The sequence below is a fragment of the Promicromonospora vindobonensis genome, assembly GCF_042685865.1.
Lineage (GTDB): Bacteria > Actinomycetota > Actinomycetes > Actinomycetales > Cellulomonadaceae > Promicromonospora > Promicromonospora vindobonensis.
In genome coordinates, this window is the sequence record NZ_JBHUOG010000001.1 from 2,387,806 (window position 1) to 2,410,464 (window position 22,659).

The 22,659-nt window shown below is 69.0% G+C and carries 20 protein-coding genes and 3 tRNA genes; 14 read left to right on the top strand and 9 right to left on the bottom strand.

The window, feature by feature from the left end; translation table 11 throughout:
• The first annotated feature begins 16 nt into the window (after positions 1 to 16).
• The 7 genes from gyrA to ACFS27_RS10820 all read left to right on the top strand — a co-directional run bounded on the left by gyrA (position 17) and on the right by ACFS27_RS10820 (position 6,644).
• Entirely contained in the window at positions 17 to 2,677 is a 2,661-nt protein-coding gene (gyrA, locus tag ACFS27_RS10790) for a DNA gyrase subunit A (protein WP_377182749.1), read from the top strand.
• Positions 2,677 to 3,969, top strand: coding sequence for a DUF3566 domain-containing protein (locus ACFS27_RS10795; protein WP_377182751.1), 1,293 nt, complete (start codon positions 2,677 to 2,679; stop codon positions 3,967 to 3,969). The genes gyrA and ACFS27_RS10795 overlap by 1 nt, the downstream gene beginning before the upstream one ends.
• A 148-nt stretch (positions 3,970 to 4,117) precedes the next feature.
• Positions 4,118 to 4,191 (top strand) — tRNA-Ile (locus ACFS27_RS10800).
• 35 nt (positions 4,192 to 4,226) lie between these two features.
• Positions 4,227 to 4,346: a DLW-39 family protein gene (locus ACFS27_RS10805; protein ID WP_253874143.1), complete on the top strand. Its 120-nt coding sequence runs from the start codon at positions 4,227 to 4,229 to the stop codon at positions 4,344 to 4,346.
• Positions 4,347 to 4,429: 83 nt separating this feature from the next.
• Positions 4,430 to 4,502, top strand: a tRNA-Ala gene (locus ACFS27_RS10810).
• 201 nt (positions 4,503 to 4,703) lie between these two features.
• Positions 4,704 to 5,108, top strand: coding sequence for a hypothetical protein (locus ACFS27_RS10815; protein WP_377182753.1), 405 nt, complete (start codon positions 4,704 to 4,706; stop codon positions 5,106 to 5,108).
• A 333-nt stretch (positions 5,109 to 5,441) separates the two neighbouring features.
• A complete protein-coding gene (locus ACFS27_RS10820; protein ID WP_377182755.1) occupies positions 5,442 to 6,644 on the top strand; it encodes a beta-1,3-glucanase family protein in 1,203 nt (400 codons plus the stop codon).
• Between the two features lie 86 nt (positions 6,645 to 6,730).
• Here ACFS27_RS10820 and ACFS27_RS10825 read toward each other — a convergent pair whose 3' ends face one another.
• A complete protein-coding gene (locus tag ACFS27_RS10825) occupies positions 6,731 to 7,750 on the bottom strand; it encodes a hypothetical protein (RefSeq protein ID WP_377182758.1) in 1,020 nt (339 codons plus the stop codon).
• A 123-nt stretch (positions 7,751 to 7,873) separates the two neighbouring features.
• Here ACFS27_RS10825 and ACFS27_RS10830 point away from each other — a divergent pair, with 123 nt between their 5' ends.
• Together ACFS27_RS10830 and ACFS27_RS10835 are read left to right on the top strand one after the other, a co-directional pair.
• A complete protein-coding gene (locus ACFS27_RS10830; RefSeq protein ID WP_357465327.1) occupies positions 7,874 to 8,413 on the top strand; it encodes a peptidylprolyl isomerase in 540 nt (179 codons plus the stop codon).
• A gap of 80 nt (positions 8,414 to 8,493) precedes the next feature.
• The gene (locus tag ACFS27_RS10835; protein ID WP_377182760.1) at positions 8,494 to 9,375 is read left to right on the top strand and encodes a rhomboid family intramembrane serine protease; all 882 of its coding nucleotides are present in this window, start codon (positions 8,494 to 8,496) and stop codon (positions 9,373 to 9,375) included.
• A gap of 157 nt (positions 9,376 to 9,532) precedes the next feature.
• On the opposite strand, the gene ACFS27_RS10840 is transcribed toward ACFS27_RS10835, so the two are convergent.
• Complete coding sequence (locus ACFS27_RS10840) at positions 9,533 to 9,805, bottom strand: cell division protein CrgA (RefSeq protein WP_377182762.1); 273 nt, start codon at positions 9,803 to 9,805, stop codon at positions 9,533 to 9,535.
• 145 nt (positions 9,806 to 9,950) lie between these two features.
• Here ACFS27_RS10840 and ACFS27_RS10845 point away from each other — a divergent pair, with 145 nt between their 5' ends.
• The 4 genes from ACFS27_RS10845 to ACFS27_RS10860 are packed head-to-tail and all read left to right on the top strand — an operon-like array spanning position 9,951 to position 12,444.
• Positions 9,951 to 10,766, top strand: coding sequence for a DUF881 domain-containing protein (locus ACFS27_RS10845; RefSeq protein ID WP_377182764.1), 816 nt, complete (start codon positions 9,951 to 9,953; stop codon positions 10,764 to 10,766).
• On the top strand, positions 10,763 to 11,599 hold the full coding sequence (locus ACFS27_RS10850; RefSeq protein ID WP_377182766.1) for a class E sortase: 837 nt from the start codon (positions 10,763 to 10,765) through the stop codon (positions 11,597 to 11,599). Before ACFS27_RS10845 ends, ACFS27_RS10850 begins: the two co-directional genes overlap by 4 nt.
• A complete protein-coding gene (locus ACFS27_RS10855) occupies positions 11,599 to 11,757 on the top strand; it encodes a hypothetical protein (protein ID WP_377182768.1) in 159 nt (52 codons plus the stop codon). The genes ACFS27_RS10850 and ACFS27_RS10855 overlap by 1 nt, the downstream gene beginning before the upstream one ends.
• A 9-nt stretch (positions 11,758 to 11,766) precedes the next feature.
• A complete protein-coding gene (locus tag ACFS27_RS10860; RefSeq protein WP_377182770.1) occupies positions 11,767 to 12,444 on the top strand; it encodes an anthranilate synthase component II in 678 nt (225 codons plus the stop codon).
• A gap of 67 nt (positions 12,445 to 12,511) precedes the next feature.
• On the opposite strand, the gene pknB is transcribed toward ACFS27_RS10860, so the two are convergent.
• The 7 genes from pknB to ACFS27_RS10895 are packed head-to-tail and all read right to left on the bottom strand — an operon-like array spanning position 12,512 to position 22,149.
• Positions 12,512 to 14,560, bottom strand: a complete 2,049-nt coding sequence (gene pknB / locus ACFS27_RS10865; protein ID WP_377182772.1) for a Stk1 family PASTA domain-containing Ser/Thr kinase — start codon at positions 14,558 to 14,560, stop codon at positions 12,512 to 12,514.
• Positions 14,561 to 16,381 (bottom strand): protein kinase domain-containing protein, encoded by a 1,821-nt coding sequence (locus ACFS27_RS10870; protein WP_377182774.1) that lies wholly within the window; start codon positions 16,379 to 16,381, stop codon positions 14,561 to 14,563. It lies immediately after the preceding gene.
• Positions 16,378 to 17,913: a peptidoglycan D,D-transpeptidase FtsI family protein gene (locus ACFS27_RS10875; protein WP_377182776.1), complete on the bottom strand. Its 1,536-nt coding sequence runs from the start codon at positions 17,911 to 17,913 to the stop codon at positions 16,378 to 16,380. The genes ACFS27_RS10870 and ACFS27_RS10875 overlap by 4 nt, the downstream gene beginning before the upstream one ends.
• Positions 17,910 to 19,397, bottom strand: coding sequence for an FtsW/RodA/SpoVE family cell cycle protein (locus ACFS27_RS10880; RefSeq protein WP_377182778.1), 1,488 nt, complete (start codon positions 19,395 to 19,397; stop codon positions 17,910 to 17,912). Before ACFS27_RS10880 ends, ACFS27_RS10875 begins: the two co-directional genes overlap by 4 nt.
• Positions 19,394 to 20,923, bottom strand: a complete 1,530-nt coding sequence (locus ACFS27_RS10885) for a PP2C family protein-serine/threonine phosphatase (protein WP_377182780.1) — start codon at positions 20,921 to 20,923, stop codon at positions 19,394 to 19,396. Before ACFS27_RS10885 ends, ACFS27_RS10880 begins: the two co-directional genes overlap by 4 nt.
• A 7-nt stretch (positions 20,924 to 20,930) precedes the next feature.
• Positions 20,931 to 21,422, bottom strand: coding sequence for an FHA domain-containing protein FhaB/FipA (locus tag ACFS27_RS10890; RefSeq protein ID WP_377182782.1), 492 nt, complete (start codon positions 21,420 to 21,422; stop codon positions 20,931 to 20,933).
• Between the two features lie 10 nt (positions 21,423 to 21,432).
• Entirely contained in the window at positions 21,433 to 22,149 is a 717-nt protein-coding gene (locus ACFS27_RS10895; protein WP_020017306.1) for an FhaA domain-containing protein, read from the bottom strand.
• A gap of 238 nt (positions 22,150 to 22,387) precedes the next feature.
• Here ACFS27_RS10895 and ACFS27_RS10900 point away from each other — a divergent pair.
• Positions 22,388 to 22,471 (top strand) — tRNA-Leu (locus tag ACFS27_RS10900).
• Positions 22,472 to 22,659 lie beyond the last annotated feature (188 nt).

The following is a 22,659-nucleotide window of genomic DNA, read 5'->3' on the forward strand; positions in this document are numbered from 1 at the left end:
AAAGGAAGTACAGACGGTGACGGACGAGACCCCCGGCGTGGACAACTCTGACGACGGCATTCCCGTGGAGGACGCGCGAGTAGCGGTCCACCACGGACGCGTCGAGCAGGTGGACCTGCAGCTGGAGATGCAGCGGTCGTACCTCGACTACGCGATGAGCGTGATCGTTGGACGCGCCCTGCCCGACGTGCGGGACGGCCTCAAGCCGGTGCACCGCCGTGTCATCTACGCGATGTACGACGGCGGCTACCGCCCCGACCGCGCGTTCTCCAAGTGCTCGCGTGTCGTCGGCGATGTGATGGGTAAGTATCACCCGCACGGTGACACCGCCATCTACGATACCCTGGTCCGTCTGGTCCAGGACTGGGTGCTGCGGTACCCGCTCGTGGCCGGCCAGGGCAACTTCGGTTCGCCGGGTAGCGACCCTGCCGCCGCCCCCCGGTACACCGAGTGCAAGATGGCTCCGCTCGCCATGGAGATGGTGCGCGACATCGAGAAGGGCACCGTCGACTTCCGGCCGAACTACGACGGTCGTACTCAGGAGCCGGTGGTCCTTCCGGCGCGCATCCCGAACCTCCTGGTCAACGGCTCGGCCGGTATCGCGGTCGGTATGGCCACGAACATCCCGCCGCACAACCTGCGTGAGGTCGCCGACGGCGTCCGGTGGCACCTCGCCCACCCCGAGGCCACGCGCGAGGAGCTGCTCGAGGCGCTCCTGCAGCGCATCAAGGGCCCCGACTTCCCGGTGGGTGCTCAGATCCTTGGCCACAAGGGCATCGAGGACGCCTATCGCACGGGCCGTGGCTCCATCACGATGCGTGCGGTGGTGAACGTCGAGGAGATCCAGAACCGGATCTGCCTGGTCATCACCGAGCTGCCGTACATGGTGAACCCGGACAACCTCGCCTCGAAGGTCGCGGACCTCGTCAACGACGGCCGCATCCAGGGCATCGCGGACATCCGTGACGAGACCTCGGGCCGCACGGGGCAGCGCCTGGTGATCGTGCTCAAGCGCGACGCCGTGGCGAAGGTGGTGCTGAACAACCTCTACAAGCACACGCAGCTGCAGGAGAACTTCAGCGCCAACATGCTCGCACTGGTCGACGAGGTGCCGCGCACGCTGAGCATCGACGCGTTCGTGCGGCACTGGACCACGCACCAGATCGAGGTGGTCCGCCGGCGTACCGAGTACCTCCTCAAGGAGGCACAGGACCAGATCCACATCTACGAGGGCTACCTCAAGGCCCTCGACGCGCTCGATGAGGTCATCGCGCTGATCCGGCGCTCCCCCGACGCCGACGGGGCGCGCACGGGGCTGATGGAGCTGCTCAGCATCGACGAGCAGCAGGCGAATGCGATCCTCGCACTGCAGCTGCGTCGTCTGGCAGCTCTTGAGCGGCAGAAGATCCTCGACGAGCACGCGAAGCTGCGGACCGAGATCGAGGACTACCTCGACATTCTCGCCAAGCCGGAGCGGCAGCGGTCCATCGTGGGTGAGGAGCTCGACGAGGTCACCGAGCGCTGGGGCGACGAGCGTCGCACCACGATCCTCCCGTACGACGGCGACATGTCGATGGAGGACCTCATCCCCGAGGAGGACGTGGTCGTCACGATCACGCGTGGCGGGTACGCCAAGCGGACGCGGACGGACAACTACCGCTCGCAGAAGCGCGGGGGCAAGGGCGTGCGCGGCACACAGCTGCGCGAGGACGACATCGTGGACCACTTCTTCACGACGACGACCCACCACTGGATGCTGTTCTTCACCAACCTCGGCCGGGTCTACCGGGCCAAGGGTTACGAGCTGCCCGAGGGTGCCAGGGACGCCAAGGGCCAGCACGTCGCGAACCTGCTGGCCTTCCAGCCTGGCGAGAAGATCGCCCAGGTGCTCGACATCCCCGACTACGAGGCTGCTGAGTACCTGGTGCTGGCCACGCGGCGTGGCCTCGTGAAGAAGACGCGCCTGAGCGAGTACAACTCACCGCGTTCGGGCGGCCTCATCGCGATCAACCTGCGCGAGGACGCCGACGGCGCAGCGGACGAGCTCGTGTCCGCTCGGCTCGTGAACGCCGACGACGACCTGATCCTCGTGTCGCGCAAGGGGCAGTCGATCCGGTTCCACGCGGACGACGAGTCGATCCGTCCGCTGGGCCGCGCCACCTCTGGCGTCACCGGGATGAAGTTCCGGGAGGAGGACGAGCTGCTCTCCGCTGCCGTCGTCATCGACGGCGCCGACCTCTTCGTCGTCACCGAGGGTGGTTTCGCGAAGCGCACCCGCATCTCGGAGTACCGGGTCCAGGGCCGCGGTGGCCTCGGGATCAAGGTCGCAAACCTTGTCGAGGCCCGTGGCGACCTGGTGGGTGCGCTCGTCACGTACGCGGACGACGAGGTGCTGGTCATCATGGAGCGCGGCAAGATCGTGCGTTCCGCGGTTGCCGAGGTCAATCTCACCGGACGGAACACGCAGGGAGTAACCTTCGCAAAGCCGGACAAGGGCGACAGGATTATCGCCGTCGCACGCAACGCGGAGCGTGAAGACGTGGCCGATGTCGTGGGTGCTGTGGACGAGAACTCCGACGGCGACCCCGAGGAGCGGGTTACCGTGGAAGAGATTCCGAACCCTGAAGAAGTTCCGAGCAGCCCTGAGCAGGACAGCACCGGACGCGAGGACAGCTGATGACGAGTGACAAGAGCGGGCCCGTGCGCACGGCGTCGCCCGCGCTCGATGAAGACCTGGAGACCACCCGGGTTCGCAAGGACGTGACCGGGGAGCAGGCTCCGGCGGAGGCGCCCGACACCGCGAAGCGGGGGGCGAGCTCGGGCAGCAAGGCGCCGACGGCGGATGCCGCGGAGTCCGGCGCTGCCTCGAACGGTGCCTCCGGTGCGAGCCAGAACACTGACCTGAGGTCCGGGCCGGTCGCTGTCCCCGCACCGCCGCCGGCACCGGCCGCGTCCAGGCCGAGCGCGTCCAAGCAGTCCACGCCTCGCGCGGAGGCTCCGGTGCCGCCGGCGCCGGAGGAGAACGCCTCGGCCGTACCGACGACCGGTGGTATCTGGCGGTCCGCGTACGAGGCGGGTCGATCGGGCAAGGAGCAAGAGCCCGCGCCGGCCGAGCCGGCGAAGAGCGAGCCGAAGGCCCCGCCAGGTCTGGTCTCGGCGATCGGCCGCGTGTCGGAGAAGGCCGACGCTCCGGCCTCGAAGGGAACGCCGACTCCGCAGAGCGCTCCGGCGCAGGAGCCTGATGCGAGCGCGAAGTCCTGGAACCGGGTTCCGGCGCCCGGTGCCCCGCCGGCACCCCCGACGGGTGCTGCCGAGGGTACGGACGGCGTCCGGGCCGGTGCGATGAAGGCAGCTCAGGCGGCCCTCGACGCGGCCCGCAGTGCAGCCAAGAAGGTGACGTCGATCATGCCGGACGACGAGGGGCGGACGTCCACGCCCGCGAACGAGACCAAGGCCCGTCCAGAGATGCACTACACGGCGGCTGGAGTACGCGGTACCGCGACCTCGGCCGACGCGCAGGCCGCGGCCGCATCGGGGCCGCAGGCGCCCACCCAGCCGGCGTCGGCCCCCACGCCGGAGGCAGGACGTCCGGCTCCCGCTCCGGCAGGCCCGCGCCGCGTGCGTCTCGCGATCTCGCGCGTGGACCCGTGGTCCGTCATGAAGCTGGCGTTCCTGCTCGCCGTTGCGGTCGCGATCATGACGGTGGTCGCGACGGCGGTGTTCTGGTCGGTGCTGAACAGCTTCGGCGTGTTCACCACGGTGCAGGAGTTCGTGGTGGATGCAGTGGGACCGCAGAGCAACGTGAACCTCACGCAGTTCGTGGAGTTCCCCCGCGTGATCTCGCTCGCAACGCTGATCAGCATCTGTAACATTGTCCTGTTGACGGCGATCGCCACCATCATGGCGTTCCTGTACAACATCACTGCAGCACTCGTCGGCGGCGTGCACATGACGCTGACCGACGACTGACGCCTCTTTCGGCGTCGCCCAGAGCGTTCTCGTGCGCTGCTGCGCACGACTCGATGCACGTCACACCGCGGACCACGTTTTCGGTTTGGGACATCGTCCCTACCTGGGGTAATCTCCAGTGTCGCGTGAGCGTGCGGAACGCTCGCCCGGGGCTATAGCTCAGACGGTTAGAGCGCTTCCCTGATAAGGAAGAGGTCGGAGGTTCAAGTCCTCCTAGCCCCACTCCCGGACCTGCAGAGGCTCCTCAGGAGGAACTCGTGAAGAAGCTGCTCATAGTACTGCTCGCTGCTGGCGCCGGCTACGTTCTCTGGCGCAAGCTCAGTGAGGACGCAGCAGGCCGCGATCTGTGGTCCGAGGTCACCGACTCGATCGACTGAGCGGCCCTCAGCGGGGCCCTGGCGCAATCGGTAGCGCACCTGCTTTGCAAGCAGGAGCCCATAACTCCATACAGACCCACTACGGGGCCTTAGCTCAGCTGGCAGAGCGCCGCCTTTGCAAGGCGGATGTCAGGAGTTCGAATCTCCTAGGCTCCACAAACCGCAGGTCAGAGGCCGCTTCCCCGCGAGGGAGGCGGCCTCTTCCATGTCCGGACGTGGAAGTGCGCGGCCCCTGACATCCTCGACGGGCTGCTCAGCGAGGCGCGCTTTGCTCGCTACCTCGCTCGGTACAACGGTGACCGCATGCTCGCGCTGCGCCTCCAGGAGATCAGGTTCTGACTGGATAGTATGGACGTCATGCGGCGCGCGAATGATCGATCCCGCTGGTCCGGCGACCGAATCGGGCGGCTGAGCCTCAGGCTCGACGCCGCCTACTGCACGCTGCTCGGAGCGGGAGTCGCGATCGCGGCCCCTTCGATCGCGACCTCCCTCCCGGTGCCCGTCTGGACGCTAGTCGTCGCCGGGGTCGCAGTGGTCCTGTGGGCCGGCCTCATCCTCGTCCTGCTGACGCGCCTGCAGCTGCGAACGGCCCTGCGCCTGGTGATGGTCGCCAACCTGCTCGCCGCCATGGCCGTCGCCGCGGTCTCCGCGCTCGGCGCGACCCTGCTGGTGCTCGCCGCGGTCCTCGCCGTCGCGGTCGACATCGCGCTGTTCGCGGGCAGTCAGGCTTTCGCGCTGCGCCGACTGCGGCCCGCTCACTGAACCCGTGCGCCCCATGTGCGCCCCGCCCGGCTGCGAAGCAGCCTCTGACCAGGCATGACACCGCGTCAAGACCTGCTTTTCGAGCAGGGGGCTGCGGGTTCGAGTCCCGCTGGCTCCGCCACTCGTTTCCGTTTCCGTGGTCGGCCCGGCTCTGCTCAGCGAAAACACGTACGTCGGCCCTGTGGGATTCCCCTATGTTTGGCCGCCTCGGGCATTTTTCACCCGCAATCGCTCGCAGAGTGCTGACAAGGCAGGACTCCTTCCATAACCTCGAACGCGAGGGGCAAGCACCACCCAACCTGACCAGCCCCTCGTTGATCCGAGGAGCACCGCGTGTCCCTGACCAGGAAACTCATCGGCACCGCCGCCGCGCTGACCACCGCCCTGTCGGCCGCAGCGGTCGCCATGCCGACGGCCACAGCTGTACCCGACACCATCCCGCTCACCATCACCAACGACTCGGGTCGTGGTGATCAGGTGTTCATCTATGTCCTTGGCGAGTCCGGCGGCGAACTTGGCTACGCCGACGCCGAGGGTACGTTCCACGCCTGGCCCGACGCCGGGAGCGTCCCTGAGCCGGCACCGGACGCATCGATCACCGGCCCGGCCGACGGGCAGGACGTCACCATCCAGATGCCCAAGCTGTCGGGCCGGGTCTACTTCTCGTACGGCAGCAAGCTGGACTTCAAGATCGTCAACGACGGCCAGCTCGTGCAGCCGGCCGTGCAGAACCCGGACGATCCCAACCGGGACATCCTCTTCAACTGGACCGAGTACACGCTCAACGACTCCGGCCTGTGGATCAACAGCACGCAGGTCGACTTCTTCTCCGCGCCCTACCAGACCGGCCTGCGCTCCTCGAACGGGGAGCTCCGGCACACTGGCATGCTCAAGCCGGACGGCTGGGACAACGTCGTCTCGGCTCTCTCCCAGCAGGAGGGCTGGGACGGCCTCGCGCAGACTGCCCCTGACGGCTCGGTGCTGCGGGTGCTCTCCCCCGGCCACGCGGTCGGCACGGGCCAGATCGACGCCAACGTCCTCTCCGACTACGTCGACCGGGTCTGGAGCAAGTACTCGAGCGAGACCCTGACCGTGGTGCCGTACGGCGACCGGCCGGACACCAAGTTCCTCGGCACCGTCTCCGGCGACACCATGACGTTCACCGACACCTCCGGCGCCGTCGTCGCGTCGTTCCCCAAGCCGTCTGGTGAGTCGATCTTCGGATGTGCCGGCGACCTGGCTGCTCCGAACGACGACGTCGGCGCCATCGCCCGCACGCTGTGTGCGGGATTCAACCGGTCCTCCCTGCTGGACAGCGCCACGCAGCCGACCCAGGACCCAGCCGGCTTCTACCAGGACTCGGTGACCAACTACTACGCCAAGCACATCCACGAGCAGATGGCCGACGGCAAGGCATACGCCTTCGCGTTCGACGACGTCGTCAACCAGGAGTCCCTCGTGCACGACGGTGACCCGACCGAGGCGTTCATCCAGCTCGACCCGTTCACGGGGACGGCGACGCCGATCGGCGGGTGACGCAACGTCGATCGTTCTGGGAGCAGCACAGGAGGGCCCGGCCACTGCGGCCGGGCCCTCCGGTGCTGCTCAGGGAGAGGTGGAGGTCAGCCCTCCTGCTTGGTCTCCCCCGCGGGCTTGGGTTGCGCGGGCGGGACGTTGTCGACGATCGGCTCGTCGACAACGGGCTCTGCCGGGGCTGGCTCGCCCAGGACTGAGCTCTCAGGCGCCGGAGCAGCGGCAGTGGGACCGCGGCCCGCTGCCTCCGGCGTCGGGACGATCGGGTCGTGCCCGCCGGTGCGCCCCTTCTGGGCGGCGTCGGACATCGCGGAGCTCGCCTTCTGTGCCGACGACCACGCGGCGTCGAACACCGGAGCGGCCTTCTCCTTGGCGGCCTCGAAGGCGGGGCTCGCCGCCGAGTAGGCACGGACGCCGAGGTCCTTGGCCGTCTGTGCGGCCCGTGCCCCCGCCTCCTTGCCCTTGGCGACGGCGGAGCCCGCCGCCGAGCCGACGCCGGACGCGTGCCTGGCGGAGCCGTCCGTGTAGTCGGCTCCCGTGCCCTGCTCCCAGGGCTCCGCCCATGGATCGGTCTGCGGCTGTGCACGCTTCCAGAACACGTAGCCGGCGACAGCGGCACCACTGGCGGCCAGCGCGATGAGCCAGCCCTTCTTGGAGCCCTTCTTGTTCGCCTTGTCCGCCGCGGCAGTCACGGTCTCGGCGAGCGATGCCTTGCCCTGTGCCGATGCGGCGTTGGACGCGGCCTCGTTGAACGTGGCGACCATCTTCGGAAGCAGGTCGTCCACGATCTTGTCGTGTGCGGAGTCGATGAGCGGCGCAGCCTTGCCCGCGACCTTCTCGACCTGGGGCGCCGCAGCCTGAAGGCTGTCCTGCCACGCCTTCTCGGCGCGTGGCGTCAGCCAGGCGATGAAGTCGTTGACGCGGGGCTGGGCCCATTCCTTGGCGCTCGAAGCCTGGCCCCTTGCCTGTGCGGCAAGAGCCTCGGCCTGCACTGCGGCCCTGGAGCTGACGTCGGACAGCAGGGCTGAGGCCTCCGCGGCCCTCTCCTTGACCTTCTCGGAGTCGATCTTGCTGGTGTCCACGTAATCGGTCACCTTCTTGCGGGTCATGAAGCTCCCCCCGAACTGTTCAGATACTCCTCAAGGTGCCACTCTGCCACCGCCTGCCGTTGCTGGCGAGGGCGGGCGAAGTCGATGCAGCGCCAGCGGGCCGCTCCGTGGGAGGATTGATGCATGTTCGCAATCCTGCACACCACCTCCGGTGACATCCGAATCGAGCTCTTCCCGAACCACGCGCCCAAGACTGTCGAGAACTTCGTCGGCCTCGCGACCGGTGAGAAGGCCTGGACGGACCCGCGGACCGGTGAGGAGCGCAAGGACCCGTTCTACGACGGCCTGATCTTCCACCGCGTCATCGATGACTTCATGATCCAGGGCGGCTGCCCGCTCGGGACGGGAACCGGCGGTCCGGGGTACACGTTCAACGACGAGATCCACCCGGAGCTCCAGTTCAACGAGAAGTACATCCTCGCGATGGCCAACGCCGGCAAGCGCCGCAACCCGGTGACCGGCGAGGTCGAGGGAACCAACGGGTCGCAGTTCTTCCTCACCACCGCAGAGACTCCCTGGCTGAACGGCAAGCACACCATCTTCGGCAAGGTGGCTGACGACGCATCGCGACTGATCGTCGACGAGGTCGGCAAGACGCGCACGCGTCCGGGCGACCGCCCTGTCGAGGACATCACGATCACGTCCGTCACCATCGAACCCTGAGCGACGGCTCCTGCGCCGCTCCGGCTGGACCAGCACGACCGGACAGTACTGAGGACCGAGGGGACTGAGGACGTATCGCGATGAACGACCCGGCCGCCGAGGAGCCGACCGAGGCCGAGGCTCCCGTCTGCCCGCGCCACCCGGACCGGGTGGCCTATGTGCGGTGTCAGCGCTGTGGCAGACCGGCGTGCCCGGAGTGTCAGCGGCCGGCGGCCGTCGGCGTGCAGTGCGTCGACTGCGTCCGGGAGACGAAGCGAACGGCACCTCGGGTCCGGACCGTCTTCGGCGGCTCTGCCGACAGCGCCTCGGTCAACGGTCGTCCGGTCGTCACGCTCACCATCATCGGCATCTGTGTCGTGAGCTGGCTGCTCCAGCTGGTGACAAGGGGTGCGTGGACGGAGGCGCTGTGGTTCTGGCCCTGGGGCGGCCTGATGGAGCCGTGGCGCTTCCTCACCGCCTCGTTCCTGCACTCAACGTCGCCGCTGCACATCCTGTTCAACATGTATGCCCTGTGGATAACCGGGCAGTTTCTCGAGCCGTTGCTCGGGCGGTTGCGCTTCGCGGTCCTGTGCCTGCTCTCCGCCGTCGGCGGATCGGTCGCCGTACTGCTGCTCGCGGGCGACCCGCTCACGTCGGCTGCCTGGCAGACGCCGGTGGTGGGCGCGTCCGGCATGGTGTTCGGCCTGTTCGGGGCGATGCTTCCCGTGATGCGGCGGCTGGGCCGAAGCATGGGCCAGGTGCTCGTCCTGCTCGCGATCAACGGTGCGATCGGGTTCTTCGTGCCGAACATCTCCTGGCAGGCGCACCTCGGAGGGCTCGTCACGGGGGCTCTGGTGGCAGCCGCGTACGCGTACGCACCGAAGGAGCGCCGGGCCGCCGTCGCCTGGGTGGTTCCCGTCGCTGGTGTCGCACTCCTGGTGGGCCTGGCGGTGCTGCGCTACAGCTCGCTGGGCGTCCTGTGAACACCCGCGGAACTTCGGCGGACCTGCCGAACCCGCGGAACGGGGCCGATCTGCCGAGCTGGCGGTGTGTCACCACTCTCTTTTCCCCAGCTTTACCCACAGCTGTGGATAAATAGGGACACAGTGCCGCGGCCGCCTCAGTGCGGCCGCGGCGCCGTCACTTCCAGCGGGTCGTGAGACCGAAACCCACGATGATCAGGCCGAAGCCGACCGCGAGGTTCCATTGACCGAGCTGCGGGATCGGCAGGCCGAGCTCGGAACTCGTGAGGTAGAAGGTCACGATCCAGACGAGGCCGAGGATCATCAGGCCAAGCATGACCGGGGCGAGCCAACGCGGGTTGGTCGCCTCTCCGGACAGACCGACCTTGGCCTCGGACTTCTCAGCCTTGGCCGTGGCCTTCTTCTTGTTGCGGGACTTCGACTCGGGCACGAGGCGGGCTCCTGTCCTGGTGTGGTCCGCCCGACGGGTGTGCCGAGCCGACGTCTGCTTGCTCGTGGACTAGCGTAGTGGTCCACAGGCCTGAGTCGTGACCAGACGCGTCCGCGGGTTTGTCGAATGTTGCAGGAGGGACGCGGTGACCGGAGCAGAACCGACCCCCGCGCGGTCCGCCGTTGGTGGCGACAAGGGCTTCGTGCGCGCCACATTGCACGCGCGGTGGCGCCCCTGGCTCAGTGTGGGCGCAGTGGCGGTGCTGGCCGGCCTCATGTTCAGTGCGAGTGTGCGACTGGCCGACGGCGGGGGTGCCGACACCCGCGACCCACAGGACCTCGCGCAGCTGGTGGACGCCGAGACGGGGCGGGTCGCCGAGCTCACCGAGCGCACCAGCGAGCTCGACCGCGAGATCGAGACGCTCAGTGCGCGTGCCGGCACGACTGTGCCCACGCAGGACGGTGACCTGGTGGAACGCGAAGGTGTCGTGTCCGGCTCCGCGCCGGTGGCGGGTACCGGGCTGACGGTGACGCTCGATGACGCGCCGTCGACGTCGGTCGGCGCGGGGCCCGGCGGGGTGGAACCGCAGCCCGACGATCTCGTGGTGCACCAGCAGGATCTCCAGCACGTCATCAACGCCCTCTGGGCAGGTGGAGCCGAGGCGATGACACTGCAGGGTGAGCGCGTGACCTCGACGTCGGCCTTTCGCTGCTCCGGAAACATCCTGCTGCTGCACGGCAAGGTGTTCTCACCCCCCTACAAGGTGACGGCGGTCGGAGACCCGGCGAAGATGGAGTCGGCGCTGATGAGCTCCGAGGGTGTGCAGACGTATCTCGAGTACGTCGACTGGGTACACCTCGGCTGGGACGTGCAGAGCAGCGACCACCTGGACCTCCCCGCGTACGGCGGCGGCGGTCTGCAGTATGCGACGGTTCCCGATGGTACGGAGGTCTTTGGATGACCCACGCGCAGGCCGGCCACAACGTGCCACTGTCACAGGAGGTCTTCCCGATCGCGTATCAACGCGGTCCGTCCGGCATGGGTCCGCGCAACGCGCGGCGCCCGCAGCGCGGTGCCGCGGCGCCCATGCGGCCCGTCGCCTGGCTGATCGGTGTGCTGGGTGAGCTCCTCGTCACCGCAGGCCTCGTGCTCGGGCTCTTCGTGGTGTGGCAGCTCTGGTGGACCGACGTCGAGGGCGCGCGGGCCCAGAGCGAGATCATCGCCGAGATGGACTGGGAGTCGGCCCCGCAGGGGCCGGAGGCCGCCACCGAGCACCACGGGCCACCGCCGGTCATGAAGGAGCCGCCGGAAGCCGGCGGCCTCTTCGCGCAGATGTACGTCCCCCGGTTCGGTGACGACTACGTCAAGCCGGTGGCTGAGGGCACGGACAAGGCGACCGTGCTCGACACCATCGGTATCGGCCACTACGTCGACACGGCGATGCCCGGCGCCCTCGGCAACTTCGCGCTCGCTGCGCACCGCACCACGTACGGCAAGCCGTTCAACCAGATCGCGGAGCTCAAGGACGGCGACGCCCTGGTGGTCCGCACCAAGGACACCTGGTACGTCTACAAGGTGACGGAGTCGAAGATCGTCTACCCGCAGAACGTCGAGGTGATCGCGCCCGTACCCGGGGTGACGAGCGACCAACCCATGCCCGAGCCGACCAAGCGGTTCATCACGCTGACCTCCTGCCACCCGATGTTCTCCGCGACTGAGCGGTACATCGTGCACGGCGAGCTCGAGTACTGGTCGCCGGTGGGCGAAGGTAAGCCGAAGGAGCTGATGAGCTGATGTACGCGCTCCTGTGGCGGGCCATCCCCGGGCCGGGCTGGTTCAAGTTCCTGGTCTGCCTCGTGCTCGTGTTCGGCGTGGTCGCGGTGTGCTTCACCGAGTTCTTTCCGTGGCTCAGCGACTACATGCCGTTCAACGAGACGACCGTCGGCGCGTAGCATTCCTGCATGACGCGCATCCTCGTCGTCGACAACTACGACTCGTTCGTCTACACGATCGTCGGCTACCTCGACCAGATCGGCGCCCGGACCGTAGTGGTCAGGAACGACGCCGTGCCCTCCCCCGACGCCGACGGCCGTTACTGGTACGACGACGGCGACGGCTCCCCCGTGCCCTACGACGGCGTGCTCGTGTCGCCCGGCCCTGGGACGCCCGGGGAGGCCGGCGCTTCAGAGGACGTGATCCGCGCCTGCGCCAGGTCCCGGACCCCGATGCTCGGCGTCTGCCTCGGACACCAGGCCCTTGCCGAGGTCTACGGCGGCAAGGTGACCCACGCGCCCGAGCTCATGCACGGCAAGACGAGCCAGGTGTTCGCGCAGGACGGCGGCCTCGATCGGCCGTCCGTGCTCGCCGGCCTGCCGACGCCGTTCACGGCCACCCGCTACCACTCGCTCGCGGTGACGCCGGACAGCGTGCCGGCCGAGCTCGTCGTGACCTGCCTGACGGAGTCGGGCATCGTCATGGGGCTGCAGCACCGTGAGCTGCCGTTGCACGGCGTCCAGTTCCACCCGGAGTCCGTCCTCACGGAGGGCGGGCACCGGCTGCTGGCCAACTGGCTGGAGACGTGTGGCCTCGAGGGTGCCGTGGAGCGGGCGAAGGGAATGGCGCCGCTGGTCACCTCGTGACCAACGACGCCATGCCGATCCTGCGCTGACCGGGTATCCCGGTCAGGCCCGCGGGGCAACTGGAGACCTACGGGAAGATGGGCCCGCCCTCGCCCTCGTCCTCGCCTTCTCCCTCACCGTTGCCGTTGCCGTTGCCTTCGGCGGGGCCGGTCGAGATCACGAGGCCGATGTAGGCACCCTCCTCGACGGTGGATCCAGGCTGCGGGTCCGACCGGATGACCTGGCCGGCGGCGATGATGTCCGAGGGCTCCTCGGCCGTCTGATCGCAGGTGATCCGCACACCGGTACAGGAGACCTGGGCCTGCTCGAGCGTCTTGCCCACGAGGTCGTTGGGCACCTGCGTCTCCTTGGGAGCCGGCGCCTTGGCGAGGTAGACGGTGACCGTCTGGCCCTGCGGCACGTCACCGGCCTCAGGGTCGGTGCGGACGACGGTCCCCGGCGGGACCTCGTCGGTCTCTTCCTCGTCCCACTGGATGGTGCCGAGACCGAGGTTCGCCAGCTGCGACTCAGCGCCCTCCCGGGACTGCCCGACGACGTTCGGGATCGTCGTGTTACCGGTCGAGACGTACAGGGAGACCTCAGCGCCCTCCTCCACGGTCTGCCCGGCGCCGGGCTCGCTCTTGGTCACCATGCCCGCCGCGACGTCGGGGCTGTTCTCAGACTCGGTGCCGCCGACCGTGAGGTTGTCCTGCTCGAGCCGGTTCCGGGCCTCGTCCTCGGACATCCCGCGCACGTCCGGGATGGTGACCTGGCCGGGCGCCCCGGCCACGAAGACCGTGACCGTCGAGTTCGCGGAGACCTCCGAGTTGGCCACGGGGTCGGTCTCCCCCGTGGTCAGGCCCTCCTCGACGTCCGACTCCTTGTCGATGGCCTGCTCGAACGTCAGCCCGGCTGCCTCGATCTGGGCCTGCGCGTCTTCAGCGCTCAGGCCCTCCGCGATCGGGGGCACCGGAACCGTCGTCGGCTCCTGGTTGGCCGCGTTCTCGATCGCCATGGCGATGGCGATGGCCGCCACCGCCGCCAGGGCGATCCCGAGCAGCCACCACATGAGGGCCTTGCTCTTCTTCTCGGGCTCCTGGTCGCCGCGGTTGGGCTGCCCCGGGTACCCGCCTCCGGGCGTGACGGGGCTCTGCTGCGCCGTCGACGGACCCCAGTTCGCCTGGGTCGGAGACATGACCTGCGTGGCGCCGTACGCGGGCTGGCCGGAGACCGCCGTCGCGCCCATCATGGCGCCGACCATCGGTGCGGTGACCTGGCCGCCGCGCATCGCGGCCTCCAGGTCGCGCCGGAACTCGGCCGCCGTGCTGTACCGCTGCTCGCGGTCCTTGGTCAGCGCCTTGAGCGTGATGCGGTCCAGGACGTCGGGGACGTCGGTGGCGACCTCCGACGGACGCTGCGGTTCCTGGCCCACGTGCTGGTAGGCGACCGCCACCGGCGAGTCACCCTGGAACGGCGGGCGGCCCGTGAGCAGCTCGAACAGCATGCAGCCGGTCGAGTACAGGTCGGAGCGGGTGTCCACCTGCTCGCCACGGGCCTGCTCGGGGGAGAGGTACTGCGCGGTGCCGATCACGGCGTGCGTCTGCGTCATCGTCGCGGCGGAGTCCGCCATGGCGCGCGCGATGCCGAAGTCCATCACCTTGACCGCGCCCGTCGGCGTGATCATCACGTTGGCGGGTTTGATGTCCCGGTGCACGATGCCCGCGTGGTGCGAGTACTCCAGCGCGCTCAGCACACCGACGGTGATCTCGACGGCCTCCTCGATGGGCACGGCGGCGCCGTCGATCAGGATGTCGCGGACCGTGTGGCCCTCCACGTACTCCATGACGATGAACGGCACGTGCACGTCCTGGCCGGACGCATCCTGGTGGATGTCCTCCCCCGTGTCGTACACGGCGACGACCGCGGGGTGGTTCAGAGCGGCGGCCGACTGTGCCTCGCGTCGGAAGCGCACCAGGAAGGACGGGTCCCGAGCGAGGTCCGAACGCAGCACCTTGATCGCCACCGTACGACCGAGACGGGTGTCGTGGCCGATGTGTACCTCGGCCATGCCGCCACGGCCGACAAGCTCGCCGACCTCATAACGGCCGGCGAGTACGCGGGGCGTGTTCTCCACCACTCATACGTCCTTTGATGTCGTGGCCGTCTGCCTCAGGGCATACGGCTCGTTGAAAAGCATCATCCCAGAAGCGGCGAGTGCGGCCGCTGCCGGGGGATTCAGCGTTTCGGCGTAGATTTCGGAGGAACCCCACGGCTCCTGGAGAGCGCTGTTGTCGCCACCTCCGGTGACCAGCGTGATGATGAGCACCACCAGCAGCAACGCGACCAGTGCGACGAGCGGCCAGGACACGCGGACGCCGATTCGGTCCTCGATCCCACCCAGCCATCGTTGGATGTCGGACGACAGATTCCGTCTCTTCCCAGGGTGCCCCCCTGAGCGCCCTTGCTGGGGGACCCTCCGCCCGTCCTGGCGTGTCGAGTGCACCTCACGGCGCGACGGATAGGACCTCGTGCCGTTTGCAGCACCGTTGCCGGCTCCGCTGCCCGACGGCGGCGGGACGTACCCCGAACCGTGCGGACGGCCGTAGGCGTCGGTGCCGTACGTGCCAGAGGTGGTTCCGTACCCGGCCGAGTCCGAGCCGTAGCCGGCGGAGTCCGTACCGTACGGTCCCGACCCGGGGCCACCGTTCGGCGTGCCCGGCGCAGGCGAGTACGGACGCCCGTAGGCGTCCGTCCCATAGGTGCCCGATGTCGTGCCGTACCCGGCCGAGTCGGATCCGTGCGCGCCCGACCCGAAGGGCCCGGAGCCGTAGCCGCCTGCCGGAGTGCCCGAACCGTAGCCGCCCGCGGGGGTGCCGGAGCCGTAGCCGCCCGCCGGAGTACCCGAACCGTACCCACCGGAGGGCGTCCCCTGGTCCGGGCTGGGCGGCGCGGACTGTGCGTTCGCGACAGTGGTGTGCCGACCGCCGCTGGTCGGGCCGAACGGCGTCTGGCGCCGCGCGTGGGAAGGCCCGGGCTGCGCCGCGCCGGGCCTGCCGTTGCCAGGCCGCTGCGGGCCGGCCGGCTGGCCGTCACGGCGGGTACGGCGCGCGAAGCGCGAGCTGCCGAACGGGTCCTCCGCGATCTCCGCGGCGAGCACGTCAAGATGCCGCGCGAGCTGGTCCGCCGAGGTGATGCGCTGCGCCGGGTCCTTCTCCAGCATCTTCGTGATGGTCTCGGCGAGGCCCGGGTGGACCGACGTCGGCAGCAGGGGCACCGGCGCGTTGACGTGCGCGATCGCGATGTCGACCGGTGTCCTGCCCGTGAAGGGCCGGCGTCCGGCCGTGGCCTCGTAGGCGACGACGCCGAGCGCGTAGATGTCGGACGCCCCGGTGGCCGACTGGCCGACCGCCTGCTCGGGTGAGAGGTACTGCGCGGTGCCCATGACCATGCCCGTGGCTGTCATGGGCACCTGGTTCTGCGCCACCGAGACACCGAAGTCGGTGATCTTCACGGTGCCGGAGTGCTCCAGCAGGATGTTGCCCGGTTTCACGTCACGGTGCACCACCCCGGCGAGGTGAGCGGCGTGCAGGCCGCGGGCAGTCTGCGCAAGGATCGGGAGCAGTCGGGCCGGCGGGAGCACCGGCTCCCGCTCGAGCAGGTCGGCGAGCGGCTCGCCCAGGACCAGCTCCATGACGAGGTAGCCGGCTCCGCGCTCCTCGCCGTAGTCGAACATCTGGGCGATGTTGGGGTGAACGAGGGTCGACGAGTTCCGGGCCTCCGTGCGCAGGCGACGAAGAAAGTCCTCGTTGCCCGTGTACTCCTCGCGGAGCACCTTCACGGCGATCTCGCGCGCGAGCTTCTCGTCGCGCGCCACCCAGACCTCGCCCATTCCGCCCATGGCGATGCGCCGCACGAGCGTGTAGCGCTCACCGAGCGACAGACCCTCGACCGGTCTCATTTCGAGATCGCCGCCTGCATGATCTGCGCGGCGATCGGGCTGGCGAGGGCGCCACCCGTGGACTCGTCGGTGGACTGGCCCTCGTTCTCCAGCACCACGGCCACGGCGACCTCGGGGTCGTCGGCCGGCGCGAACGACGTGAACCACAGCGTGGGCGACCGGGGGTCGTCCTCGGCCGTACCGGTCTTGCCTGCCACCTCGACGCCCGAGATCTGTGCGCCTGTGCCGGAGCCGTCGTTGACGACACCGACCATCATCTCGGTGAGCGCGTCGGCGGTGGACGACGAGAACGGGCTCTTGTAGCGGCTCGGCTTGGTCTGGCTGACGAGCTCGAGGTCGCTGTCCCGCACGCTCTGGATGAGGTACGGCTCCATGAGGTCGCCGTCGTTCGCTATGGCGGCCGACATCATGGCGACCTGCAGCGGCGTCATGCGAAGGTCACCCTGGCCCATGCCGGAGAGGGCGATGCGGGCGGCCGAGTCGTCCGTGGCGGTGTCGGACAGGCCGGGGTAGGCGCCGACCGAGGTGGACATCGGGATGTCGATCGACTCGGTGAAGCCGAAGTCCTGGAACATCTGCTGCATGCCGTCCTTGCCGACCTCGTTGGCCAGGGCGAGGAACGAGGTGTTGCAGGAGATCCGCATGGCGTCCTTGAGCGGCATCTCGCCCGTGTCGGAGCAGACCTGGCCACCGTAGTTCTGCACCCTGCCGCCGTCGCCGGTCGTGCCGGGGAGCTGGTAGGTGACCTCTGCCGGGATCGAGGTGTCCGGGGTGATGCCCTCGTACTCGATCGCAGCGGCCGCGGTGAGCAGCTTGAACGTGGACCCGGGCGGGTAGGTGGCGTTGATCGCTCGGTTGATGGTGGGCCCGTACGGGCTGAACCGCTCTTCGCCACCGATGGAGTTGACCTGCGGCTTGTCGTTGATCAACGCCTCAGAGGCCTCCTTGACCTCGGTCGCGTCGTGCACGGCGAGCGCGTTCGGGTCGTACGAAGGCTTGGAGACCATCGCCAGGATGGCTCCGGTCTTCGGGTCGAGGGCCACGGCAGCGCCGATGTTGTCACCCAGCGCGTCCCAGGCGGCCTTCTGCACGTCCTGGTCGATGGTGGTCTCGACAGAGGAGCCCTGCGCCTCCTCACCGGTGATGAGATTCTGCAGACGGTCGAGCCACAGCGAGTCGTCCTCGCCCGCGAGGTAGCTGTTCGCGTACCGCTCCATCCCGGTGACGGTGCCGTTGATCGCGAAGTAGCCGGTGACCGGTGCGAAGACGCTGGCAGCGCCCGCGTCGCCCTCGGAGTACGTGCGCTGGTACTTGAAGTTGTCATCCACGGGCACGGAGGTGGCGATCGCCTCGCCGCCGCTCACCACGATGGGGCCGCGGTCACGTGCGAGGGCGCTGTAGATGCCGCGCACGTTCCTCGGGTGGTCGTTCAGCTCGCCGGCGGCCACGAACTGGATCCAGCTCGTGGACACCATGAGGGCCAGGAACATGACCAGCACGACGGTCGACAGGCGGCGCAGGGTCGCGTTCACCGGTCCACCCCCCGGACGATCTGTGTTGCGTCGTCAGGTGTGGTGCCGCCGCCGGCACCGGCCTCGGTCTCCGCCTGGACAGGGCTTCCGCCCCCTACCTCGATGGCGCCGCCGCCCACCACGGCGGGCGCCGGGTCGGCCAGGGCGCCGCGGGTCGGCAGGGCCGAGGGCCGTCGGGCGGCGTCGGAGATGCGCAGCATGAGTGCGATGACAATCCAGTTCGCGAGCAGGGACGATCCACCCTGAGCCATGAACGGCAGGGTCAGGCCGGTGAGCGGGATGACGCGGGTGATCCCGCCGACCACCACGAAGAGCTGCAGGGCCATGACGAACGCGAGACCACCGGCGAGCAGCTTGCCGAAGCCGTCCCGCACGCCGACCGCGTGCCGCAGGCCGCGCTGCACGATCACCAGGTAGACCAGCAGGATCGCGAGCATCCCGGTGAGGCCGAGCTCCTCGCCGAGGGCGGCGTAGATGAAGTCGGAGAAGGAGAACGGCACGTACTGCGGGTAGCCCTCGCCCCAGCCCGCGCCGAACATGCCGCCGTAGGACAGGGCGAACAGGCCCTGGACCAGCTGGTACGACGGGCCGTCCATGAGGTCGGGGTTGAGCGCGTCCAGCCAGATGTTCACGCGGAGCTGCACGTGGCTGAAGATCGACCACGCCACGACGGCGCCGCCCGCGAACATCACGAGTCCGATGACGATCCAGCCCACCCGGTCGGTGGCGAGGTAGAGCATGCCGACGAACAGGCCGAAGAACAGGAGCGACGTACCGAGGTCCTTCTCGCCGATGAGGACCGCGAGGGACACGGCCCAGACGATGAGGATCGGGCCGAGGTCGCGCAGGCGCGGAAGCTGCAGGCCCATGAACTTCTTGCCGGCCAGTGCCAGGGTGTCGCGGTTGGCGACCAGGTAGCCCGCGAAGAACACGGCGAAGGCGATCTTGGCGAACTCGGCCGGCTGCGCGGAGAAGGGGCCGATGAAGATCCAGATCTGCGCGCCGTTGATCTCGCGGCCGAGGCCGGGGATCAGCGGGAGGATCACCAGCACGATGCCGACGATCATCGCCGTGTACGTCAGGCGGCGCAGGCTGCGGTGGTCCTTGATGACGAAGAGGACCACGCAGGCCGCGATGATCCCCAACGCTGTCCACATGAGGTGGCGCGACGCGTTGGCGCCATCGATGCCGGCGGGGTCCAGGTCCTGACGCAGGATCGTCGCCATGCTCACGCTGTTCAGCAGGACCACAGCGGGCAGGATCACCTGGTCGGCGTAGGGCGCGCGCAGCCGCAGCACGATGTGCGCGGTGAAGGCCAGCGCGGCGAGCACTATCGAGTAGGTCCAGAACCCCTCGGGCAGGCCGTCCTCGAGCGAGTAGCCGACCATCCACATGCCGCCCATGCCGAGCGCGAGCGCTACGACGATCAGCGCGGCTTCCGCCATGCGGGACGGGGCGTTCTCCTCGGGGCGGAGGGCGCTCATCCGTTCTTCTCCTGGCCGGAGTCGTTCGAAGCCCTCTCGGGCTTCGGCGAGGAGCCACCGGTGGGCTCGTCAGTCGCGGTAGGGGTGGAGGTGGGCGTCGATGTCGGCGAGGGCGACACCGTCGGCTCCGGCTCCTCCGTGGCGTCCTCGATGAGTCGGTCGGCCCGCCCCCTGGCGTCCTCGAGCGACGTGGCCCGGATGCTCTCGTGCACGCGGTTGGCGACGAACTCGGGGAGCTCGTCGACACGGGTGCCGGTGAGCTCCACCGGGGTCGAGAAGGTCAGGGGGCCTACCGTCGCGGGGATGCCGCGGAACACGGCGACCTGGCCGTCCGACTCGCCGACGTAGTACTGGGTCTGCGTCCAGCGAAAGCCGCCCCAGCCCGCCAGGACGAGGCCCACGACGAGCAGCAGCGCACCGAGCACGGTCAGCCAGACGCGCTTCTTCGGCGTGGCCTCCTCTTCGTCGACCTCTTCGTCCAGGTCGTCGTCGGGCTGGATGTCCGGCTGGTACTGCTCCTCCTCGGGCCCGCCCGCGAGCATGGCCTGCTCGAGCGTGTCGGCAAGGCCGTCCTGCGCCACGGCCTCGGGCAGGACGCTCACCGCGATCGGCGAGGTGGCGGGCTGGCCGCCTCCCGGGACGGTGGACCGGGTGAAGCTGGTCACGGTGTCGCCGTCGATGTCCGAGCCGGGCAGGGAGGTGGGCGAGACCATGTCGTCGCCTCCCGCTGTGACGCCGGCGAGGGCAGCGGAGCCGACGATCTCAGGGGTGACGGTCACAGCGGTGGTCGCCGCAGCGGCCTCGTCGAGGACGTCGGCCACGACGACGGTGATGTTGTCGGTGCTGCCTGCGCGCATGGACATCGAGACGAGCCGCTCGACGGCGTCCTGCGGCGTGGTGACCGAGACGAGGACCTCGGCGATCTCGTCGTCGGGCACGAACCCGGACAGACCGTCAGAACAGAGCATCCAGCGGTCGCCGGGCACGGCCTCGCGGATCGACAGGTCAGGCGTGAGGTCCAGGTCGAAGTCACCGAGAACCCGCATGACGACGTTGCGCTGCGGGTGGCTCTCGGCCTCGTCGGGCGTGATGCGGCCGGTGTCGACCAGGTGCTGGACGAAGGTGTGGTCCACGGTGACCTGCGCGAGGGTGCTGTCACGCAGCAGGTACGCGCGCGAGTCGCCCAGGTGGGCCATGGCCAGCGTGTTGCCGGACTTCAGCAGTGCCGTGACCGTGGTGCCCATACCCGCGAGGTCCGGGTCGGCCGTCGTCGCGTCGACGAGGTCCTGCCTGGCGCGGTCGATGGAGCGCTCGAGCTCTGACATCGACTGGTCGGAACTGTGGTCGGGCCGGTCGAGGCCCACCAGGGCCGCGATCGTCAGCGCGGACGCGACGTCGCCGCCGGCGTGCCCGCCCATCCCGTCGGCCACGACAAGGAGGTTGGGCCCCGCGTAGGCGGAGTCCTGGTTGTTGGAGCGGACGAGGCCGACGTCGGAACGCGCGGCATACCGCAAGGTCACGGTCACGTGATGGTCATCCCTGGAGCTCGACGACGGACTGTCCGATCTGCACACCTGTACCCGGAGCGAGCGGGATGATCCCTTGCACGCGCTCCTCGCCGATGTAGGTGCCGTTCGTGGAGCCGAGGTCCTCCACGAACCACTGGCCGCCCTGGGGGAAGATCCGTGCGTGGCGTGACGACGAGTAGTCGTCGTCGAGCACGAGGGTGCAGCTCGGCGCACGTCCGATCAGTACGCCGGACGACGTGAGCGGGATGGTGGTCCCCGTGAGCGGGCCCGCCACCACGACGAGCCGCGAAGGGCCTCCGCGCTGGGGAGCGCGGGGCGCGCCACCACCGGGGGCCGGCGACGGGGCCGGCCCCGCGAGCTCCGGACGGCGCCGTCGGCCGCTGGACGTGCGTGGTCCCGCCAGGTCGCGCCGGAGCACGGCGACGGCGGAGAGCACGAACACCCACAGCAGCACGAGGTAGCCCAGCCGAAGCAGGGTGAACGTCAGCTCGCTCATCTCGGGATTTTCACCAGTCCTCGTTGTCTGCACCGGATGCGCTACCGGTCCAGAACATGATGCGGGTACGGCCGATGGTCATCGTGTTGCCATCGAGCAGGGTCGCGGCCGGAACCTGGTGGCCCTCCACGTACAGGCCGTTCGTCGAGCCCATGTCGGTCGCCACGACGCCGTCCGGCGTCACGCGGATCTCGAGGTGGCGCCGGGACACACCCGGGTCGTCCACCACGATGTCCGCCTCGGCGTCGCGACCGATGACGGTCACCGGGCCGGTCAGCAGGTAACGCTGACCATCGATGTCGATGAGCGGGTGCCGGCCGGTCGGCGCGCCGGACGTCGCCGGGGCGACACTCCCCTGCACGCTGCGCGACCGCACCGTGAAGCGGCCGGGCACCAGCTCGTACTGCTCGTCGAACGTCACGCTCACGGGGCCGACGAACGCATAGTGCTGCGTCGCGGCGTACGCCGTGATGTTGGACGCAAGCTCGTCGGCGAGGGTCTGTGCACCCCACGCCTCGATCTGGGCGAAGTCGTCGGGAGCGAGCTCGATGGTGAACTCGTTGGGCGCGACCGTACGGTCGCGCCCCACGACCGCGGCACGGTCGTCGAGCTCGCGTCGCAGCCTGCTCGCCAGTTCGACCGGCTTCACCTCGCCACGTCCCACCTTGGCGAACGCGTTGTTCATCATGCGCTCCACGCTCTTCTCGAAGCGGTCCAGGGCGCCCATGCCACCTCCTTCCGGGTCTGCGCCGGGCAGACTACCTAGATCGTATAGACCGGTAGGTCCCCGCAGACTCCATTACTGTGGATGTCCTGCGGATCTTCTCCGATCTTCTCTCAGGTGGCGCGGTGAAGAGAGGCGTGGGCGGATCCGCACGCTACCGGACCTGCGGCGGGACGTGAACCACTTCACGGTTATTGGATTCGGAGTCCCCCGCTGTGCCGTGCTAGCCTCAACCAGCAGCGCGCGAGTGGCGGAATAGGCAGACGCGCACGGTTCAGGTCCGTGTGCCCGAAAGGGCGTGGGGGTTCAACTCCCCCCTCGCGCACGTTGTTACGAAGGCCCCGACTCATCGAGTCGGGGCCTTCGTCATGCCCTGGGGCCGTGCTGTCCTGGTTGCCTTGATCCGAGGTCGTCGTGCCCGAGCGGCGGGAGCCGGGGCGCGTCCGATATGGGTACTTCTCCCCGGACGTGCTGCGCACGGGCCCGGCCTGTTGGTGGGTCTGCGCCCAACGA

What these genes read in the sequence shown, in the direction of transcription:
- ACFS27_RS10795 (WP_377182751.1), top strand. Translation starts at nt 2,677, where the DNA reads ATGACGAGTGACAAGAGCGGGCCCGTGCGCACGGCGTCGCCCGCGCTC.
- ACFS27_RS10815 (WP_377182753.1), top strand. Translation starts at nt 4,704, where the DNA reads ATGCGGCGCGCGAATGATCGATCCCGCTGGTCCGGCGACCGAATCGGG.
- ACFS27_RS10825 (WP_377182758.1), bottom strand. Translation starts at nt 7,750, where the DNA reads ATGACCCGCAAGAAGGTGACCGATTACGTGGACACCAGCAAGATCGAC.
- ACFS27_RS10830 (WP_357465327.1), top strand. Translation starts at nt 7,874, where the DNA reads ATGTTCGCAATCCTGCACACCACCTCCGGTGACATCCGAATCGAGCTC.
- ACFS27_RS10835 (WP_377182760.1), top strand. Translation starts at nt 8,494, where the DNA reads ATGAACGACCCGGCCGCCGAGGAGCCGACCGAGGCCGAGGCTCCCGTC.
- ACFS27_RS10850 (WP_377182766.1), top strand. Translation starts at nt 10,763, where the DNA reads ATGACCCACGCGCAGGCCGGCCACAACGTGCCACTGTCACAGGAGGTC.
- ACFS27_RS10855 (WP_377182768.1), top strand. Translation starts at nt 11,599, where the DNA reads ATGTACGCGCTCCTGTGGCGGGCCATCCCCGGGCCGGGCTGGTTCAAG.
- ACFS27_RS10860 (WP_377182770.1), top strand. Translation starts at nt 11,767, where the DNA reads ATGACGCGCATCCTCGTCGTCGACAACTACGACTCGTTCGTCTACACG.
- ACFS27_RS10870 (WP_377182774.1), bottom strand. Translation starts at nt 16,381, where the DNA reads ATGAGACCGGTCGAGGGTCTGTCGCTCGGTGAGCGCTACACGCTCGTG.
- ACFS27_RS10880 (WP_377182778.1), bottom strand. Translation starts at nt 19,397, where the DNA reads ATGAGCGCCCTCCGCCCCGAGGAGAACGCCCCGTCCCGCATGGCGGAA.
- ACFS27_RS10890 (WP_377182782.1), bottom strand. Translation starts at nt 21,422, where the DNA reads ATGAGCGAGCTGACGTTCACCCTGCTTCGGCTGGGCTACCTCGTGCTG.
- ACFS27_RS10895 (WP_020017306.1), bottom strand. Translation starts at nt 22,149, where the DNA reads ATGGGCGCCCTGGACCGCTTCGAGAAGAGCGTGGAGCGCATGATGAAC.